The organism is Maribacter sp. LLG6340-A2, from assembly GCF_045057105.1.
Taxonomy (GTDB): domain Bacteria; phylum Bacteroidota; class Bacteroidia; order Flavobacteriales; family Flavobacteriaceae; genus Maribacter.
Window position 1 is genome coordinate 3,762,531 of sequence record NZ_CP159332.1, and the last position, 18,966, is coordinate 3,781,496.

General features: G+C 37.9%; 14 protein-coding genes. 7 read left to right on the top strand and 7 right to left on the bottom strand.

Annotated features, from left to right (window positions below; genetic code table 11):
- Positions 1–3 precede the first annotated feature (3 nt).
- From ABVM52_RS15815 to ABVM52_RS15845, 7 genes are all read right to left on the bottom strand, one after another.
- A complete protein-coding gene (locus ABVM52_RS15815) occupies positions 4–690 on the bottom strand; it encodes a TIGR00730 family Rossman fold protein (RefSeq protein ID WP_405382048.1) in 687 nt (228 codons plus the stop codon).
- A 37-nt stretch (positions 691–727) separates the two neighbouring features.
- Complete coding sequence (gene uvrA / locus ABVM52_RS15820; RefSeq protein ID WP_405382049.1) at positions 728–3,559, bottom strand: excinuclease ABC subunit UvrA; 2,832 nt, start codon at positions 3,557–3,559, stop codon at positions 728–730.
- A 179-nt stretch (positions 3,560–3,738) separates the two neighbouring features.
- Complete coding sequence (locus ABVM52_RS15825; protein WP_405382050.1) at positions 3,739–5,121, bottom strand: exonuclease domain-containing protein; 1,383 nt, start codon at positions 5,119–5,121, stop codon at positions 3,739–3,741.
- 8 nt (positions 5,122–5,129) lie between these two features.
- A complete protein-coding gene (locus ABVM52_RS15830) occupies positions 5,130–7,190 on the bottom strand; it encodes an ATP-dependent helicase (RefSeq protein ID WP_405382051.1) in 2,061 nt (686 codons plus the stop codon).
- Between the two features lie 217 nt (positions 7,191–7,407).
- Positions 7,408–9,825: a DNA ligase D gene (gene ligD, locus ABVM52_RS15835; protein WP_405382052.1), complete on the bottom strand. Its 2,418-nt coding sequence runs from the start codon at positions 9,823–9,825 to the stop codon at positions 7,408–7,410.
- Positions 9,826–9,828: 3 nt separating this feature from the next.
- On the bottom strand, positions 9,829–10,602 hold the full coding sequence (locus tag ABVM52_RS15840) for a Ku protein (RefSeq protein WP_405382053.1): 774 nt from the start codon (positions 10,600–10,602) through the stop codon (positions 9,829–9,831).
- A gap of 66 nt (positions 10,603–10,668) precedes the next feature.
- Complete coding sequence (locus ABVM52_RS15845) at positions 10,669–11,016, bottom strand: hypothetical protein (RefSeq protein WP_405382054.1); 348 nt, start codon at positions 11,014–11,016, stop codon at positions 10,669–10,671.
- A gap of 242 nt (positions 11,017–11,258) precedes the next feature.
- On the opposite strand from ABVM52_RS15845, the gene ABVM52_RS15850 reads away from it, so the two are divergent.
- From ABVM52_RS15850 to ABVM52_RS15880, 7 genes are all read left to right on the top strand, one after another.
- A complete protein-coding gene (locus ABVM52_RS15850; RefSeq protein WP_405382055.1) occupies positions 11,259–11,621 on the top strand; it encodes a S24 family peptidase in 363 nt (120 codons plus the stop codon).
- Entirely contained in the window at positions 11,618–12,898 is a 1,281-nt protein-coding gene (locus tag ABVM52_RS15855; protein WP_405382056.1) for a Y-family DNA polymerase, read from the top strand. Before ABVM52_RS15850 ends, ABVM52_RS15855 begins: the two co-directional genes overlap by 4 nt.
- A 218-nt stretch (positions 12,899–13,116) precedes the next feature.
- Positions 13,117–13,596, top strand: a complete 480-nt coding sequence (locus tag ABVM52_RS15860) for a (2Fe-2S)-binding protein (protein ID WP_405382057.1) — start codon at positions 13,117–13,119, stop codon at positions 13,594–13,596.
- 1 nt (position 13,597) lies between these two features.
- Positions 13,598–14,581, top strand: a complete 984-nt coding sequence (locus ABVM52_RS15865) for an FAD binding domain-containing protein (protein ID WP_405382058.1) — start codon at positions 13,598–13,600, stop codon at positions 14,579–14,581.
- An 11-nt stretch (positions 14,582–14,592) separates the two neighbouring features.
- Complete coding sequence (locus tag ABVM52_RS15870) at positions 14,593–16,803, top strand: xanthine dehydrogenase family protein molybdopterin-binding subunit (RefSeq protein ID WP_405382059.1); 2,211 nt, start codon at positions 14,593–14,595, stop codon at positions 16,801–16,803.
- 132 nt (positions 16,804–16,935) lie between these two features.
- Positions 16,936–17,748 (top strand): alpha/beta fold hydrolase, encoded by an 813-nt coding sequence (locus tag ABVM52_RS15875; RefSeq protein ID WP_405382060.1) that lies wholly within the window; start codon positions 16,936–16,938, stop codon positions 17,746–17,748.
- Positions 17,749–18,906, top strand: coding sequence for a hypothetical protein (locus ABVM52_RS15880; protein ID WP_405382061.1), 1,158 nt, complete (start codon positions 17,749–17,751; stop codon positions 18,904–18,906).
- Positions 18,907–18,966: the final 60 nt, after the last annotated feature.

Here is an 18,966-nt window from a genome sequence, read left to right on the forward strand (position 1 = left end):
AGATTAAAAATTAGGACTCATAGAATGACCTTTGTAGAAAGAATCAATAATTTCTACAACCTCATCTTCTGTATCTACAATCTTAATCAGGTTTAAATCCTCTGGACTAATGTTACCTACTTTTAGCATAGTGTTCTTAATCCAATCCATTAAGCCTGTCCAGAAATCACTGCCTACCAATATTATTGGGAACTTTCCAATTTTATGCGTCTGTATCAAGGTAATGGCCTCAAAGAGTTCATCTAGGGTACCAAAGCCACCGGGCATGACTACAAAACCTTGGGAGTATTTAACGAACATTACCTTTCTAACAAAGAAATAATCGAAATCTAGACTTTTATCACCATCAATATACGGATTGTCATGTTGCTCAAAAGGAAGGTCAATATTTAACCCTACGGAAGTACCTCCCGCAAGGCTTGCCCCTTTATTACCTGCTTCCATAATACCAGGACCACCCCCGGTAATTACCCCGTAGCCTGCTTCTGCAATAGATTTGGCTATGGATACCGCCAGTTCGTAATAAGGGTCTTCTTCCTTGGTCCTTGCCGATCCAAATATTGATACACAGGGCCCAATTTTACTCATACGTTCAAAACCGTTGACAAATTCTCCCATGATCTTAAAAATGGCCCACGAGTCATTTGTTTTAATTTCGTTCCAGCCCTTATGATGTTTTTCTGATCTCATATATTTTTATGTGTACTTACTTTATATTTACTATGTTTTATGCCAATTCTCTTTTTAAGAACGTAGCCGTATAACTTTTCTTGTTCTTGGCTACTTCTTCCGGTGTACCTTTTGCAACCAATTGTCCTCCAGAACGTCCTCCTTCGTAACCAATATCAATAATGTAATCTACCATTTTTATTACATCCATATTATGTTCTATGACCAAAACCGTATTTCCTTTATCGGCCAACTTGTTCAGAACATCCATTAATACCCGTATATCTTCAAAATGTAAGCCTGTAGTGGGCTCATCCAAAATATAAAATGTATTGCCCGTATCTCGTTTAGACAATTCGGTGGCCAGTTTTATACGTTGGGCCTCACCGCCCGATAGGGTGGTAGACTGTTGTCCCAAAGATATGTAACCTAAGCCAACATCTTGTATGGTCTTCAACTTACGATAAATTTTAGGTATAGGTTCAAAAAAAGCTACCGCTTCATTGATCGTCATTTCCAAGACATCGCTAATTGACTTTCCTTTGTACCTGATTTCCAGCGTTTCCCTATTAAAGCGTTTTCCGTTACAGGTTTCGCATTCCACATAAACATCTGGTAAAAAGTTCATTTCTATAACCCGTAATCCTCCACCTTGGCAAGTTTCGCACCGGCCACCTTTAACATTAAAACTGAATCTACCCGGTTTATACCCCCTTATAGAGGCTTCGGTAGTTTTTGCAAAAAGGGACCTAATTTCACTAAACACCCCGGTATATGTAGCGGGGTTTGATCGTGGGGTTCTACCTATTGGGGATTGGTTTATATCAATTACCTTATCAATGTGTTCCAGTCCCGTTATCTTCTTATAGGGCATTGGTTTTTTAACCCCATTAAAATAATGGGCGTTCATAATAGGGTAAAGGGTTTCATTGATAAGGGTAGATTTACCACTACCCGAAACACCGGTTACACCGATCATTTTACCTAAAGGAAATTTGACGGTTAGGTTTTTTAGGTTATTGCCCGTACAGCCAGACAGAACAATTTCATGGCCATTACCCTTTCTTCTTTTCTTAGGAACTTGAATCTCCTTGACACCCGTCATATAATCCGCAGTTAACGTGTGTACATGTTTAAGTTGCGCAGGAGTACCTTGGGAAATGATTTCCCCTCCATTTTTACCGGCTTTTGGACCAATATCAATAACGTGGTCCGCCCGTTCTATCATATCACGGTCATGTTCCACTACAATGACGGAATTTCCTATATCGCGTAAGGATTCCAAGGATTTGATCAAACGTTCATTGTCCCGTTGATGCAAACCTATACTTGGCTCATCCAAAATATAAAGAACACCCACCAGTTGTGAACCAATTTGGGTAGCCAGTCTTATACGTTGAGCTTCCCCACCGGAAAGTGATTTGGAGCTTCGGTTAAGAGATAGATAATCTAAACCTACATCTAATAGAAACTGGATACGCGTATTGATTTCCTTGATAATTTCCTCCGCTATCTTTTGTTGGTTGCCCGATAGTTTTTGGTTCAATCCTAAAAAGAATTCGGATAATTCCACAATATCCAAGTTGGCCAATTCGGCAATGTTCTTACCTTCCAATTTAAAATAGAGCGATTCTTTTTTGAGCCTAAAACCGGTGCAGGACGGACAGGTAATCCTATCCATGTATTCCTTTGCCCAGCGTTTAATGGATGTAGACGCCGCTTCTTCAAATTGATTTTTTATGAAATTCGATATGCCTTCATAATCAATTTTATAGGTTCTTTTGACTCCCAAAGTTTTGGATTCAACCTCAAAACTCTCCTTACCACCGTTCAATAATACTTCTATAGCTTCTTTTGGAATATCTTGTATGGCATCGGTCAATTCAAAATTATAGCGCTGGGCAATGGTTTCTATCTGCTTGAATGCCCATGACTTTTTAAATTCCCCTAAGGGTGCAATGCCTCCTCCTTTTATGGATAATTTCTTGTTGGGAAAAATCTTTTTTTCATTGACCTCATATACATGCCCAAGTCCACTACAATTAGGACACATGCCTTTAGGAGAGTTGAAGGAAAATGTGTTGGGTTCTGGTGTGGGGTAGGAGATACCGGTTGTTGGGCACATAAGGTCCCTACTAAAATATCTTGGTACTTCCGTACCTTCTTCCAAAACCATTAGTACATTGTTTCCACTGTACATGGCCGTATTTATGGACTCTGAAAGACGTTTGTGAAAATCTTCGCTCTCCACGACTTTAAGTCGGTCAATTACAATTTCTATATCGTGGGTCTTGTAGCGGTCTACCTTCATCCCTTTTACAAGGTCCTTGATTTCCCCATCTACCCTAACTTTTACAAAACCTTGTTTGGCAATTTGTTCAAATAGCTCCCTATAATGCCCTTTTCTGGATTTTATGATTGGCGCCAATATGTTTATTTTCTTATTGGCATAAGATGCAATAATCAGGTCTTTTATCTGCTCATCGCTATAACTTACCATTTTTTCCCCAGTATTATAACTATGGGCGTCTGCCGCACGGGCAAAAAGTAAGCGTAAAAAATCGTAAACTTCCGTTATGGTCCCTACGGTTGACCGGGGTGATTTAGATGTTGTTTTCTGTTCTATGGCAATTACAGGCGATAAGCCATCTATCTTATCCACATCCGGACGTTCAAGTCCGCCTAAAAATTGTCTTGCATATGCGGAAAATGTCTCAATATACCTTCGCTGGCCTTCTGCATATATGGTATCAAAAGCAAGTGAAGATTTTCCACTTCCCGATAGGCCGGTAATTACTACCAACTTATTTCTAGGAATGGTGACATCTATATTTTTAAGGTTATGTGCTCGAGCGCCCTTTACCTCTATATTTTCTTCGTATTCAATCATGTATTCACAGCAAAGTTGCAAAAGTACGATTTTGAGTGCGAATTAAGTACCCCTATAAAACTGTTTAAATGACCTTATTGCAAAATCTTATGACGGTTAAAATATGATATTGTTTTCTTCTAGGGAATCCAATAGGACGACCTTATTTTTTATAAGGATGATTTTAGGGTCTACCGCAATTAATTCAAGTAGGTAATTTTATATGGATTTCGGTTTTTATAGGACATAATTATTTTAGCTGTATGATAGGAATGCCGCTTGGGAATCAACATTTCTTCTAAATCTTGAATAGAGGCAATGACCATAGTTTGGTCTAAAAAACCATACCCTTGATAAACTCCATGAAGAATTAATATAAAACTCCGTTCTGCACGGGTTCTTCCTTTTTCAAAAATGACGTAGTTCTCATTTTCCTTGTTCAAGAAGTCCAAGGCTTTTTCAACCCTTGCATTGTAGTTAGCAACTTCCTCTAACCCTTTGCATACCCCAAGGCATGAATTATTGGGGTAGGTAGAGCATTTACCTAATTTGCTCGTTAAACCCGTAGCCGTGGGGCATAGCATAAACTTTGCAGTAAGCTCCATGAGCCTTTTGGTGGCATCACCACGTTTTAAAAAGATTTCTGTAGGTGTATGTTGATAGGGGCGTCTCTCTATACGTAATCTTAAAACTCCTTTTTTGTCTTTTTGAGGTGCAATATGATAGGTAATATATTCTTTTTTTTGAATGTAATTGAAGTGTGGGTCCAATTTTTGGATTAAATCCGCCTCTCGTAATAATGCCAACAATTCACTGCCCGTGCTTTCATAATCTATATGATTGGTAGCCATGCATAGTTCCCGTTCTTTTTCAGAAGAATTATAAAAGTGACTTAAAACACGCTTTTTTATGTTTTTTGCCTTGCCTACATAAATTACCTCTTTGTGTATATCCTGAAACTTGTAGATTCCTGGTAAACTAGGTAAATTTTCCACATACTTAAAAGCAGCGAAATTGGGAGTTGAAACGATTTTTTTGATTTTAGGCCGAAGCATAGAATCAATAAAATTTTCATCTTCGTCTAACAATAACAACCGTTGAAACAAGACGGATACAGCTTCATTTTCATCTTGGTAATCATTTAAGTCGTTATAGGAAATATTAAGAACACTACAGATGTAGGACAGTTCATGATTAACCAAATTGGGCAATAGTTTTTTAGCCAATCTTTGAGTGCAAATTTGTGGCATTTTAAATTGATTCCCTAAATATTTAAATTCCGATTGCAGCGCAAAATGTATAAATGAAGCATTGTGGCCTACCAATATGCAATCTTCTAATTCTGATAACAGTGTTTCTGCTACATCCCTAAAAGTGGGGGCATCCAATAAAATTTCATCACTTAATCCAGTTTTTTGCGCTAAATAATTGGGTATTCTTTGTTCTGGATTAATATTCGTGGAAAAGCTTTTTGAAAAAGACGCTATGCTAACCATTTGCATCTTAATCTGTACTATTCGTAAGGGATGGGGTTTTCGTCCAAAAGCGGTTATGGAAATAACGGCAAAATTTTTATTGGTCATGGTAATGATTAACTAAAATCCATCCCTGAGGATAAGTCTATTTGATTGGGTTCCGGGGCATCTTTTATACGATTAAATTCATGGCCAATGGTTTGTTGTATGACCAATTTTTCCGGTAAACCTGATAAAAAATAGGTTTCTGCATCATCTGTAGGTTGCCCTGTATTAGAAGGTATAGATTTACCATGAACCGCAGCAATGGAAGCGGTATTTCTGGTAATGATCAATCTGTTTTTAGCCCTGGTAAGCGCTACATAGAGTACACGTCGGTCTTCTTCTATTGCATCGGTATCATCTAATGACCACGCTGATGGGAATGATTTTGGAGAAACATTTAATACAATGCACACATCTGCTTCTAACCCTTTAGCTGAATGTATGGTAGAAATAATAACATGGTCCTTGTTCTCGGAAGTTGCCAACTGCGATTCGCTCAAAACCGGTGACCCGTTCATTTTTTCGGCATTGTCCAAAAGGCCTTCTCCAATAAACTCACCAAGGCTAGCATAACTATCTGCCAATAATTTTAATACCGGAAAATCACCTTTACGTTTTTCTACCCAGTCTTTTCTATATCTAAAGGCCAGCCCCAAGGACATGGCTTCATAGGCAATATCTACCATTTTGCCCACCTTGCCCTTCTCTTTCTGCACCGCATTGTATAATTGGGATATTTTTTGTCCGTCTTTACCTGGTATGGCATTTTCCAATAATGTAGGAATAGGCGTTTTTCCTTCGTCCGCAATAATTATGGCCATAATTCTAGAGGCCCTAACTTCACCTATTCCTTCCCAAAAGGTTAAAAAACGTACCCAGGCAATTTCATCGTAAGGATTGTTTACTATGCGTAGTAGAGATACCAAATCCTTTATATGTGCTGCCTGTAAAAATTTACGCCCACCGTAGGTGACATAGGGTATTTTTCTTCTGATGAATACCGCTTGCAATGTTTTGGTATAAAACTGGGATCTTGACAATATGAGGTGGTCAGAAAATTTTCTGTCCTCGTCCGTATAATTTTTCAGAATTTCATCGGCAACCCAATTGGCTTCTTGCCATTCATCACTTACGTTCAATAATATGGGGCGTTCTCCAGATCCACGGACAGAATCCAGCCTTTTGTTATATGCAATGGGCGATTTATCCAATAGCCAATTGGAGATATCCAAAATTTCTTGAGTAGACCTGTAGTTTTTTTCCAATTTAAAAACTTCCGAATCTTGAACCCGTTCCTTAAATTGATGTACATTCTTAAAATCTGCTCCACGGAACGAATAAATGGATTGTGCATCATCGCCCACGCAAAATAAACTACAGATTTTAATGAAAGGAGATAACAGTTCCCATTGCAATGGGTTGGTATCTTGCATTTCATCGACCAATAAATAATCTAAATCTTGAGAAAGTAGTTTTCTAGCTTCGGGGTTCTTTTTTAATTGAGTGGAAACCACCAATAACAGGTCATCATAATCCAAATACCGCTGCTCCATTTTTTTCTTTTGATAGGCACGGAGCAAGAGCTCTACGTTTGGTTTCATGGCCGCGATTTCATATTCGGTATCTTTATCCTGTTTGCCCTTGTAAACCAATATGCGTAATGATTCCGTCAGATTCTTTTTTGTATTTCTGGCATAGGAATATACGTCTAACAATTGTTGGGGTTTTATACGTAATTTGCCATAAGCTTCACTTTGGTTACCGGCAACCATTTTCATAATACCCAATTGGTCATCTGGGTCTATTACCGTAAAACTGGCCGCACCAAAAAGATTGGGATATTTAATGATTAATTGGTTGCACCAAGAATGAAAGGTAGCACCGTTCAATGAGTTGCCGCTAGATTGTGGTAGGCTGGCCTTAACCCGTTCTACAATTTCATTGGCTGCTTTTTTTGTGAACGTAAGTATTTGAATCTTTGACGGATTGGCGCCATTTTCTATAAGATAGGCCGCCCGTGCAATAATTGTGCGCGTTTTTCCCGTTCCCGCACCGGCAAGTACAAGCAAGTGCTTACCAGTATATGTAACGGCCTTTAATTGACCTTTATTTAATTCTTCCTTTAAATGCATTTAAACGTATTGAGTACATAAATGACCGCAGAACAAAATGACACTGCGCTTAAATAACTATTACAATCAGTTAAGATACTAGCTGTTTATACTAATCGTAATAAAATTTTGGTGAGGTTGATGGTCGCTTACAAAATTAAATAAAATATCCATGAATAGGTAGTGGTCTTAAGTTAGGTACATCTAATATCTTCATTAGTATTTAGTTACTATTTTATTAAAGCTCTAGTTCGGTTAAAACCTGTGCCATATCAAATTCAGCTGTGTGCATGGTACTAAACAAATCGCCTTCTTTCTCCAATCTTTTAGGATAGGTCTTCATCATATATTTCTGAGGACTTAAATCATTATTTAATTCTTCCCAATGTATGGGAGCGGAAATAGGGGCGTTGATAATGGGCCTTACAGAATGTACGGCGGCTACGGTATGCCCCTTTCTATTTTGTAGATAGTCCAAATATATTTTCCCTTTTCTTTTATTGATGGTACGCTCCATAGTAGTTAATTCTGGCAATTGTTCTTCAATGATATGGCACAACAGTTTTATAAAATTACGTACTTCTTCATAGGTATAGGTTGCTTGCATGGGAATATAGATATGAATTCCCCTTGATCCTGAAACTTTACAAAAACTAGTAATTGACACCTGTTTTAGTAAGTTTCTGAATGCTTTGGCAACTTTAACCACGTTCTTAAAATCCATATTTTTGGGTGGGTCCAAATCAATAATTCCATAATCTGGATGGTCTAAATGCTGTATTCTTGAGCTCCAAGGGTGAATCTCAATACAGCCTAAATTGGCCATATAAATCAAAGTGGCCGTATTTTGGCATACAAGATAATTAATGTCCCTATTGGACGATTTGGAATATATGGGGATGGTTTCTATCCAGTGTGGTAAATTTTCATTGTCTTTTTGATAAAAACTTTCCTGCTCTATTCCATTAGGATGTCTGTGCAAACTTTGAGGTCTATCTTTTAAGTGCGGAAGTATGTGGGGAGCTATTTGTAAATAGTAATCTATTAAATCATATTTCCTTAGTCCGGAATTGGGCCAATAGATTTTGTCCAGATTTGAAATAGGAACCTTATAGCCATCTATTTCTATGGTTTCTTTTCTAGATACTCTGTTCGTAGTGGAGTGGAGTTCTACTTCCGATTTCTGTCCCGTAGTAGGTATTGCAGTCTTAAGACGCTTGAATACCGGATTTCTTAATAACCCATTTTTAGTACGTTCCGTAAACTTAATTTCACACTCTACGAGGGGCAGAGTATAATGTGCCTTTCGCCCTTTTAATGGAATTTTTTTACGAAACGGATTCTCTGGGGTCTCCAGTGATGAGAGTGCTTTGAACAACTCATTACGTTGAGAGGTTGTAAAGCCAGAACCGCAATTGCCAATATACGCCCATGTGTCATTATCTTCAATACCAAGTATTAAGGAACCAATGCGTTCAGTACTGTTGGTAGATTCCGTAAAACCACAGATTATGGCATCAATACTTTGAACTCCCTTAACTTTTAGCCATTTTTCCGTTCTATGGCCAACGGCGTATGTAGATGTAGCTTCTTTGGCAACGACACCTTCCATACCCGCTTCTATGGCTTTATGGTATAACGCAGATCCCATACCTTCTACATGGTCGCAATACTTACTAATTTCCAAGTCTAAAAGAACTTCTGGAATCAAGCTTTTGCGTTCAAGTAAGGTCAAGTCCAGCATGCTATGACCGTTTAAATACAGCATATCAAAGACATAATATCGCAATTCTCCTTCTGCATTGGGATAATTCTGTAGTTCGCCAAATTGCGATACCCCTTTAAAATCTACCAGTACTACTTCGCCATCAAGAATTACTTCATTGTCTAATAGTTGTAATTCATCATGTAGTTTAGAGAATTTGGTATTGAAATTTATACCGTTTCTAGATTGCAAGAGAACTTTGTTGTGGGTTATATGTGCCAATACACGGTAACCATCCCATTTAAGTTCATAAATAAAATCCGGATGATTAAAAATTTTTTTGGTACTTGTGGCTAGCATGGGTTGTATTATGCTACCGGGACGTATTTTCTGAGGATGTTTTTTTAAACTGCGCTCCGTAACGGGAACTAAGGTTTCTGCATCATAAATGGTATTTACGGCATATGCATCTTTCTTCTTTATCAACAACCATTGCTCATTACTTGCTTTACGGGTAGTACGGACCAAAGCAAACCTACCGGCAATTTTTTTGCCATAAAAAATCAATTTAAGATTGCCTACGGTTAATTGTTCAAGGAGGGTTTTACCTGTTTCCTCCGTATCTATTTCAAATAACCCTTCATCCCAAATAATCATTTTACCGGCACCGTAATTTCCTTTGGGTATTGTTCCATGAAAATTTAGATAGGGTATGGGGTGGTCCTCTGTTCTTACTGCCAAACGTTTATCTGACGGATTCATGGACGGCCCCTTGGGAATTGCCCAACTCTTTAGGCTGCCATCAATTTCTAAACGTAAATCATAATGTAGGTGAGAGGCTTGATGCCGTTGTATTACAAATCTTTGGGTGTGGGAACTAGCAACAGATTCCCCTTTAGGTTCTGGGGTATTGTTAAAATTCCTTTTCTCATTATATTTATTTAGACTCAAAGGTTAAGATGCTTGTTTTTCCCGTTTTTTTAGACTCGCCTTTAATTGTGCCATCAAATCCTTTGCAGGAGTTGGTTTAGATTCAAATTTCTGCGGCTTTTGTGTTTTTCCTGTGGACTTGGATTCAATGATTTTTAGTAATTGCTCATTGTATACATCCTTAAACTTGGCAAAATTGAACTCTTCTGTATATTGGTCAATTAAGGAAATGGCCATATCCAATTCTTTTTTGGCAATTTTGGTATTGGGGAGTTCCAGTTCACCGGTATCCCTAATTTCATCCTCAAACCTAATTACATGCAGTACCAGCGCATCTTCGTAAACTCCAATTAAGGACAAGTGTTCCTTTTGGCGCATTACAAAAGTAGCAACCCCTAATTTCTCTGTTTTTTTCAGGGCATTACGTAGTAGGGTATAGGACTTTTCGCCTCCTTTTTGCGGTTTTATAAAATAGGGTTTTTTAAAAAGCACATCAGATACTTCATCTTCCATTATGAATTGTTCAATATCAATAGTCTTGCTTTTTTTCATATTGGCATTCTCAAAATCTTTCTTTTCCAAAACAATGTACTTATCATCCTTTTTGTAGCCTTTGACAATATCTTTCCACTCTACTTCCTTGCCCGTGTCTTCATTAACCCGTTTATAGCGTATTCTAGCGCCATCATGGCTGTCTAACATATCCAAATCCAATTTTCTGTCTTCTGAACCGGAAAATAGTTTTATGGGGATAGATACTAACCCAAAACTTATGGAACCATTCCAAATTGACCTCATTGTGTATTTTGATTTACATTTTTAAGTAGGTTACACCTTGTTATTCTTGTAATTTCCATAAGTTCCTTATGAGTTACCTGATAATTTCCAAGACCGGATTTCATCTTTAATCTCTTGGGTAGATTGCTTTCTTGTTTGAGCTATACGCTCTATAAGCGTTGCTATGTTTTCTGTTTTAATTTCCTGCTCCATAGCTTCTAATTCCGGAAAATTTGCAACGTATTCATCCCTTACCGCCAACCATTGTTTTTCTAAGTGGATGTCGTCCGAAGAAATTGCTACTCCGCCATTGTTTACAGGATTGCCAACTTTCTTCTTCGCTGTATCAACAGAATCCAAACTAGATTTTATTCCTTGATTTTGTTGTACTTCATTGGTTAATCCTGCTTTATCATTTTTATACTTTGTGCCCATAATTTAATTTTAAATGTTTACCAAGGTAAGTTAGCATGGTACGGCTCATTGTAATACCTCTAACTATTTAATAATTAACCGTATCCATTTTACATCGCCAACTTCATATCAGGTGAATAAGCTATCCAAGGAGGTTTAGTGAATAACTCTTGATAAAAATAATTATATAATTTGGAATATATCCTTAATTTTGGAATAAATCCAAATATTGAATTATTTTTAAAGGAATAGGTATACTAATTATGGTCCATAAAGAAGCAAGCTTAGTTAAGAAATCAGAAAAAAGCTATAGGGTACAGCGACCTTCCCAAACGGGTTTTTCCAGTCCTGCAACCCATTATAATGAACCAAGAATAGATTTGAACGATACCCTGGTCAGTAACTCATCCGCTACATTTTTTATTAGGGTGGCAGATGATTCTATTTTGGAGTATGGTATTAATAAGAACGATGTGTTAATCGTAGATAAATCTTTGGTTCCTAATCCAGAGCAATTAATATTGGCCCATAAAGATGATGCATTTGTGGTCATGCGCGTATGTGGCTCAGGAGAGCCTTTAAACTTGTGGGGGGTTATTACCTATATCATAAAATCGGTATTATGATTGCCTTGGTAGACTGTAATAGCTTCTATGCCTCTTGCGAGCAAGTATTCAGACCTGATCTTAAGGATAAGCCCGTGGTGGTGTTAAGTAATAATGATGGGTGTATCATTGCGGCCAATAAGGAGGCCAAGGCATTGACTGAAATACCTATGTTTCAGCCCATTTTTAAAATCAGAAAATTGTTAGATGCCCACCAGGTTACCTATTTTTCTTCAAATTATACATTGTATAGTGATATGTCACAAAGGGTAATGCACACCTTACAGCAATTTTCACCCAGGGTAGAGGAGTATAGTATAGATGAAAGTTTTGTTGATTTATCCCATTATAATCCAGACCAGCTTGACGCATTGGCGCATCAAATAAAGAATTCCATTGTCAGGAATACGGGTATTCCAGTAGGGGTGGGTATCGCAAAGACAAAATCCCTCTCAAAATTAGCCAATAAGTTCGCCAAGAAGGTTCCGGCCAACGACAATATCTACATTGTGGATTCTGAAGAAAAAAGACAGTATCTATTGCACAACCTTTTGGTAAAGGATATTTGGGGCATTGGTAAAAAGCATGCCATTAGGCTTAAAAACAATCAAATCATTACTGCCCTTGATTTTGCGAATATGCCCGTTGCATGGGTAAGAAAGGAGATGACAGTTATTGGGGAGCGACTTTGGAGGGAATTGAACAACATTCCCTGCCTTGACCTAATTTTACAACCCAATGCCAAGAAGGGTATAGGTACCGCAAAATCTTTTGGATATAAGTTGACGGATTATACCTTAATAGAAGAGGCATGTAGCTATTACGTTGCTGAGGTGGCCGATCTATTAAGACAGCAGCAAAGTGCCACATCACAAATTGAAATATCCTTGCAGACCAATCAACATAGTGCGGTAGATAAACAATACAGGAATAAGATTGTCATTACGTTGGACACACCTACGGATAGTACCGCAAAATTGACCAAGGAAGCACTGAAAGGTCTTCGTCAAATTTTTAAACCCGGATATCGATACAAGAAAGTGGGGGTCAACTTAACGCAACTTGTACATAAAAACGAGGTCCAGACCAATTTATTCGATGCTCCACATAAAATTGAGAGCCAGGCAATTACCCATGTTATGGATAATTTGAATAACAGGTACGGTAAGAACAAAATTAAATTGGCTACAGTGGGCAATCGCGATAAGGAATGGGCACTGATCAAGGAGCACAGAAGCCTACGCTACACTACCCAATGGGATGAACTCATGACCATTGGAGGTGCCCAAAAATCTTGATGTAAAGGTCGGTCAAAAGAACAGTGTCCTAGAAATCTTAATCCAATAGTAAAACAAACACTTTTCTAATGGGTCAATAAAACATTTTATAGGACAATCTAAAACCTTAGGTAAGGCTAATTTTATGCATCGTGTAAAACCATTGCATCGGTTTATAACCGTTCGGCTGTTTAATATTTCTTTAAAAATGGTGATGCACTGTATTTAAATATAAGTATATGGGATTTTTAAGTGAGAATGTTATTCAGTTGAACATTAATGGTAAAAAGCATCAATTAACCATACCAATAAGTACCACTCTTCTGGATGCCCTGAGGGAAGTTCTAAATTTAACCGGCACAAAAAAAGGATGCGACCATGGACAATGTGGTGCTTGTACCGTTTTGGTAGATGGTAAGGCCATTAATTCCTGCCTATCCTTGGCCATAATGAACCAGGATCGGGAAATTATTACCATTGAAGGTTTGGCAAACGAGGAAGGTCTTCACCAGGTACAGCAAGCATTTATTGAGAACGATGCCTTTCAGTGTGGCTATTGTACGTCGGGTCAAATATGTTCCATGGTAAGTATGTTAAATATGGATAAAGGAAATACACCGGAAGAAATCAGGGACCTTATGAGCGGAAATTTATGTAGATGTGGTGCCTATGCCAATATATTTAAGGTAGCCGAGGCAATGGTGGCAAAAAAAAATTGATATGAATGATTTTAATTATAGTAAGTCTGGGGAAATAGGGCAAGCGGTCGAAGACTTGACCACAAAAAACCACGCCAAACCCATTGCTGGAGGAACCAATTTGTTAGACTTAATGAAATATAGGGTAGAGAACCCACATTATTTAATAGATGTTAACCATTTGCCGTACCAAGAGATTGTACGCATCGCATCGGGTGGTTTACGATTGGGGGCTATGGTAACCAATGCGGATACGGCCTACCATCCATTTGTGGAAAAAGATTATCCGTTGTTATCAAAGGCAATACTCTCCGGGGCTTCAGCGCAATTAAGAAATGCAGCCACCAATGGGGGAAATTTAATGCAGCGAACAAGATGCTATTATTTCTATGATACCGCTACACCATGTAATAAAAGAGAACCTGGCAGCGGTTGTTCAGCATTAGGGGGCTTTAATAGAATTCACGCTATTTTAGGTACTAGTGAGGCTTGTATAGCCACCCATCCATCAGACATGTGTGTGGCTTTGGCAGCTTTAGATGCGGAAATCGTGGTGCAAGGAGGAGAAGGTGAGCGGCGAATACCCATATTGGATTTTCATAGACTTCCAGGAGATGCCCCGGAAAAAGATAACCACCTGAAATATAACGAGGTGATTACTTCGATAGATTTACCCGCCGATTTGTTTAATGAAAACTATGCGTATCTAAAAGTTCGTGACCGGCCTTCTTATGCATTTGCTTTGGTATCCGTAGCGGCGGCATTACAACTAAAAGGAAATAGCATTGCATCTATAAAAGTAGCCTTAGGGGGTGTAGCCCACAAACCTTGGCGTTTGCCTCATGTAGAGGAAAAATTAATAGGAAAAGAAGCTAGTAAAGAGAATTTTGAGTGGCTTGCAGAAGAATTACTGGCCGGAGCCCAAGGTTTTGGCGATAATGATTTTAAGATAGGATTGGCTCATAAAACAATAGTTAGGGCTTTAAATGAAGCCAAGAAACATTAATGGATTTGTAAATGGATACGGCATATATAGGAAAATCGAGAAAAAGGGTCGACGGAGTTAAAAAAGTTACCGGAACGGCAACCTACGCGGGTGAATTTAAGCCAAAAGGGCTAGTACACGGTTATGTAGTCAACAGTACTATAGCTAATGGTAAAATATTAGCCATCCATACCGATAAAGCAAAAATGATAGACGGGGTTTTAGAAATTTTTACCCATGAAAATCTACCGGAAGATTTACGGCATCATGTAGATTACACGGATCCATTATCGCCTCCTGGTCACCCTTTTAGGCCACTGTACAATGATAATATATTGTACAACGGGCAACCAATAGCCTTAGTGATTGCGGAAAGTTTTGAGCTTGCACGTTATGCCGCAGGTTTAATAGAAGCCGAGTACCACGAAGAGGAATGTTCTACGGATATAAGTAAAAATTTTAATAAGGCTACCTCTGAAGGGGTAGAGGATACCGCACCTAATAGGGGTAATGCAGAATTGGCCTTTACCAATGCCGAAGTACAAATAGATGTGGAATACAGCCAGCCCAGACATTATCATAATCCTATGGAGCCACATGTTTCCATAGCGGAATGGAATGCAGACCAAAAATCCTTCAAAATTTATGACAAGGTACAAGGTGTAAATAGTAGCCAAGAATACATTTGTGGCATATTTAATCTAGGTACAGAAAAGGTGCAAATTTTATCGCCCTTTGTAGGGGGTGGTTTTGGCTCTGGATTACGTCCGCAGTATCAGCTGTTCTTGGCGGCTATGGCGGCAAGAGAACTTGATAGACCTGTAAAGGTTTCACTAACTAGAAGACAAATGTTCTCCTTTGGCCATAGGCCCGCCTGTATTCAAAAACTACAATTAGGGGCTTCCAAGGAGGGGAAGTTGGAGTCTATTATCCATAAAGCATATGGGGAAACTTCAAAATTTGAAAAGTATAATGAAACTATTGTTGACTGGTCTGGAATGATGTATCAGTGTGATCATGTAAAATTGGAGTACCAACTTATACCCGTAAATGTTTATACACCAATGGATATGAGGGCACCCGGTGGAGCAACGGGAATGTTCGCATTAGAATGTGCAATAGATGAACTTGCCATTAAAGCGAATATAGACCCACTGGAATTTAGGCTCATTAATTATGCAGATAAAGATCAAAATGAGGATAAACCTTACTCAAGTAAAGAATTAAAGGAATGTTACGGCCAAGCTGCGGAGCATTTTGGTTGGCATAAAAGACAGTCTAATGTTATCGAGAAAAAAGATGATTCGGTATTGGTAGGTTACGGTATGGCAACCGGTTGCTGGGAAGCTATGCAACAAAAATCATCGGCCAAGGCAGTGCTTGATGCCTCTGGTAAATTAGTGGTGAGTTCAAGTACTGCGGATATTGGTACGGGAACTTATACGGTCATGTCGCAGATTGCCGCAGATACTTTAGGTATAGACATGGAAGACGTGCAATTTAATTTGGGAGATACGTCTATGCCCAAAGCGCCCATAGAAGGCGGTTCTTGGACCGTTTCATCAGTAGGCTCTGCAGTAAAAGCGGTCTGTGTTAAATTAAAGGAGCAATTGGTTGATTTGGCCAAGGTGAACTCTAATGAAAATTTAGATGAGGTTGCTTATGATGAGGTTTCTTGTTCCAATGGGAAATTGGTTTTTCCAAATGGTACATCAATCTACATTAAAGATGTTTTGAACACAGCAAGATTAGATAAAATAGAAGCGGAAAATACCTTGGAACCAGAAGAAAGACAAGAACAGTATTCTTCCTATGCACATTCCTGTGTTATGGTAGAGGTGAACATTGACAAAGATTTGGGCATGATAACCGTACCAAGGGTAACCAGTGCAATTGCTGGTGGACGTATTATTAATCCTAAAACGGCAGAGAGTCAAATTTTAGGAGCTATAACATGGGGTATTGGTATGGCTTTGGAAGAAGAGGGCATGATAGATGACCGGAATGGTAGAATAATGAATGCCAACCTTGCGGAATACCATATGGCCGTCCATGCCGATGTACAACAGTTGAATGTACTTTTTGTTGAAGAGCATGATGATGTCGTAAATCCTTTAGGGGCAAAGGGTCTTGGTGAAATTGGTATTGTAGGTGTTGCTTCGGCTATTGCCAATGCAGTGTATAATGCTACAGGGAAACGGGTGCGTAATTTACCTATTACTTTGGACAAGGTAATAACTTAGCGTTATACCTATGTGATTTATGAATTTTTGATATTGCTATAAGATTGTAATTAGTGTATATTTCGTCGGATTGTAATTTATAAAAAAGTATCTTTTATTTGTCTAACTTGCGGCTAACCTAAATTTAAAATATTGTCTAAAATAAGCGATAGAAACAATGTACGTGTGTTTGGTAATGGTGAGCAAACCATTATTCTTGCCCATGGTTTTGGTTGTGATCAGGCAATGTGGCGATATATTATTCCGTTTCTGAAAAAACATTTTAGGGTACTGGTTTTTGATTATGTTGGATGTGGTAAATCCGATATATCTAGTTATGATTACAACAGATATGGAACGTTATTGGGCTACGCTCAAGATGTAATTGAAATTTGCGAGGAGCTTAATATAGAACAGTCTATTTTTATAGGTCATTCCGTAAGTTCCATGATCGGGGTTTTAGCATCTATTAAAAAACCGAAAATTTTTAAGTCCATGGTAATGATTTGCCCTTCCAGTTGTTATCTAAATACTGACGATTATCAAGGAGGGTTTGAAAAGAGCGAATTGGAAGATTTGTTGGAAATGCTTGATTCTAATTATATAGAATGGGCAAATTACCTAGCACCCGTTGTAATGAAAAATCCAGAACAAGCTCACTTAACTAACGAACTTGCCGATAGTTTTTGCTCTATGGATAAAAGTATTACAAAGAATTTTGCAAGGGTGACTTTCTTTTCCGATAATAGAGAAGACTTGAGAAAAGTGAATATTCCCTGTCTTATCGTGCAATGTATGGAAGACGATATAGCCAATAAAAAAGTTGGCGAATATGTAAAGGATAAAGTACCAAATAGTAAAATCATCTATATGGAGGTTTCCGGTCACTGCCCACATATTAGCCATCCGGAAGAAACTATTAATGTTCTAAAGAAAGAATTATTTACCGAAAAATTCCTCGTATAAATGACGGACTATGATTTGTTGCCATGCGGGGTAATTCGCTTAAATCTTAATGAAACTATTCTAAGCCTAAACCCTTACATTCTTGAAAAATTGGGCTATAGTGCTGCAGATTTGGAAAACACGAGCATCAATTCACTCTTAAGTGCAGGTAGTAGAATCCTTTACAAAACCCATTTTTATCCTACTTTGGTAGGTAAAGGTAAAGTTTATGAAATTGTTCTAAGCTTAATTGGAAAAGACGGCACTAAAAATCCCTTTCTTTTTAATATGTCCTTGGATACTGATTATATCCATATTACGGGATTATTCCTAAATAAGAGAAGTAATTTTGAAAGTGGACTTATAGAGGCGAAAAACGCAGCCGAAACAGCTTTGTTGAAAAATAAGGAATTAATGTTGGCCCATAAAGAACTCGGTAAGATTCAACAGGACCTTGAAAGCCAGTTACAAGAGGAAAAGATAACGAATAAAGAGCTGCGAATACTGAACAAGATGATATCCCACGATTTACAAGAACCGTTAAGGAAAATTCAGCTTTTTGCCAGCAAAACTATTTTAAAAGCAGATAGAGCAAATAATATAGATGTAATACATCATAATCTAAATAGAATTATTGATGTTGCCAACCAGGGGCATATATTGACCAAGAGATTACAGCAATATAGCGAACTGGAATATTACACGCTAAAAAAGGCTCACTTTGATTTAAGACGTATTTTAGAATTAAAAATAGAGGAGAGTACCATATCGGAATATGAATTTAATTATGATTTACAAGTTAATTTTCTTTATGGCGATGAGGATAAGGTAAATTTATTGTTTACTGAACTTTTTCATTTAATTGGTCGACTAACTAGTCCAAATGGAGTGAAATCTATAAGCATAGCATCCAAAATCTTGTCAAAAGAATCGACTAAAAATACGTTACGTATAGAAAATGGTAAGGAGTTGACAATTTTGCTAATTGTAGATCCCAAGATATATGATGAGAACGTAATGGAAATGGTTCACAATAAAGGTCATCATAGAATGGGCATTAACTTGGATACAGTATTCTGTGAAAAAATAACCTCGTTACACGGGGGATCATTTAATTTGAAAATCTTGGACTCAGGAAAAATCAGCATAGAAATTTTGCTCCCGTATGTTACACTATAAGGTGTATTGCCCTATTTAAATGTGTAGCAATAAGATTCAAGACAAAGTTTTACTGAATAC

Excerpts from the sequence above, each read along its gene's own strand:
- ABVM52_RS15815 (WP_405382048.1), bottom strand. The coding sequence starts at position 690 with ATGAGATCAGAAAAACATCATAAGGGCTGGAACGAAATTAAAACAAAT.
- uvrA (WP_405382049.1), bottom strand. The coding sequence starts at position 3,559 with ATGATTGAATACGAAGAAAATATAGAGGTAAAGGGCGCTCGAGCACAT.
- ABVM52_RS15825 (WP_405382050.1), bottom strand. The coding sequence starts at position 5,121 with ATGACCAATAAAAATTTTGCCGTTATTTCCATAACCGCTTTTGGACGA.
- ABVM52_RS15830 (WP_405382051.1), bottom strand. The coding sequence starts at position 7,190 with ATGCATTTAAAGGAAGAATTAAATAAAGGTCAATTAAAGGCCGTTACA.
- ABVM52_RS15840 (WP_405382053.1), bottom strand. The coding sequence starts at position 10,602 with ATGAGGTCAATTTGGAATGGTTCCATAAGTTTTGGGTTAGTATCTATC.
- ABVM52_RS15845 (WP_405382054.1), bottom strand. The coding sequence starts at position 11,016 with ATGGGCACAAAGTATAAAAATGATAAAGCAGGATTAACCAATGAAGTA.
- ABVM52_RS15850 (WP_405382055.1), top strand. The coding sequence starts at position 11,259 with ATGGTCCATAAAGAAGCAAGCTTAGTTAAGAAATCAGAAAAAAGCTAT.
- ABVM52_RS15855 (WP_405382056.1), top strand. The coding sequence starts at position 11,618 with ATGATTGCCTTGGTAGACTGTAATAGCTTCTATGCCTCTTGCGAGCAA.
- ABVM52_RS15860 (WP_405382057.1), top strand. The coding sequence starts at position 13,117 with ATGGGATTTTTAAGTGAGAATGTTATTCAGTTGAACATTAATGGTAAA.
- ABVM52_RS15865 (WP_405382058.1), top strand. The coding sequence starts at position 13,598 with ATGAATGATTTTAATTATAGTAAGTCTGGGGAAATAGGGCAAGCGGTC.
- ABVM52_RS15870 (WP_405382059.1), top strand. The coding sequence starts at position 14,593 with ATGGATACGGCATATATAGGAAAATCGAGAAAAAGGGTCGACGGAGTT.
- ABVM52_RS15880 (WP_405382061.1), top strand. The coding sequence starts at position 17,749 with ATGACGGACTATGATTTGTTGCCATGCGGGGTAATTCGCTTAAATCTT.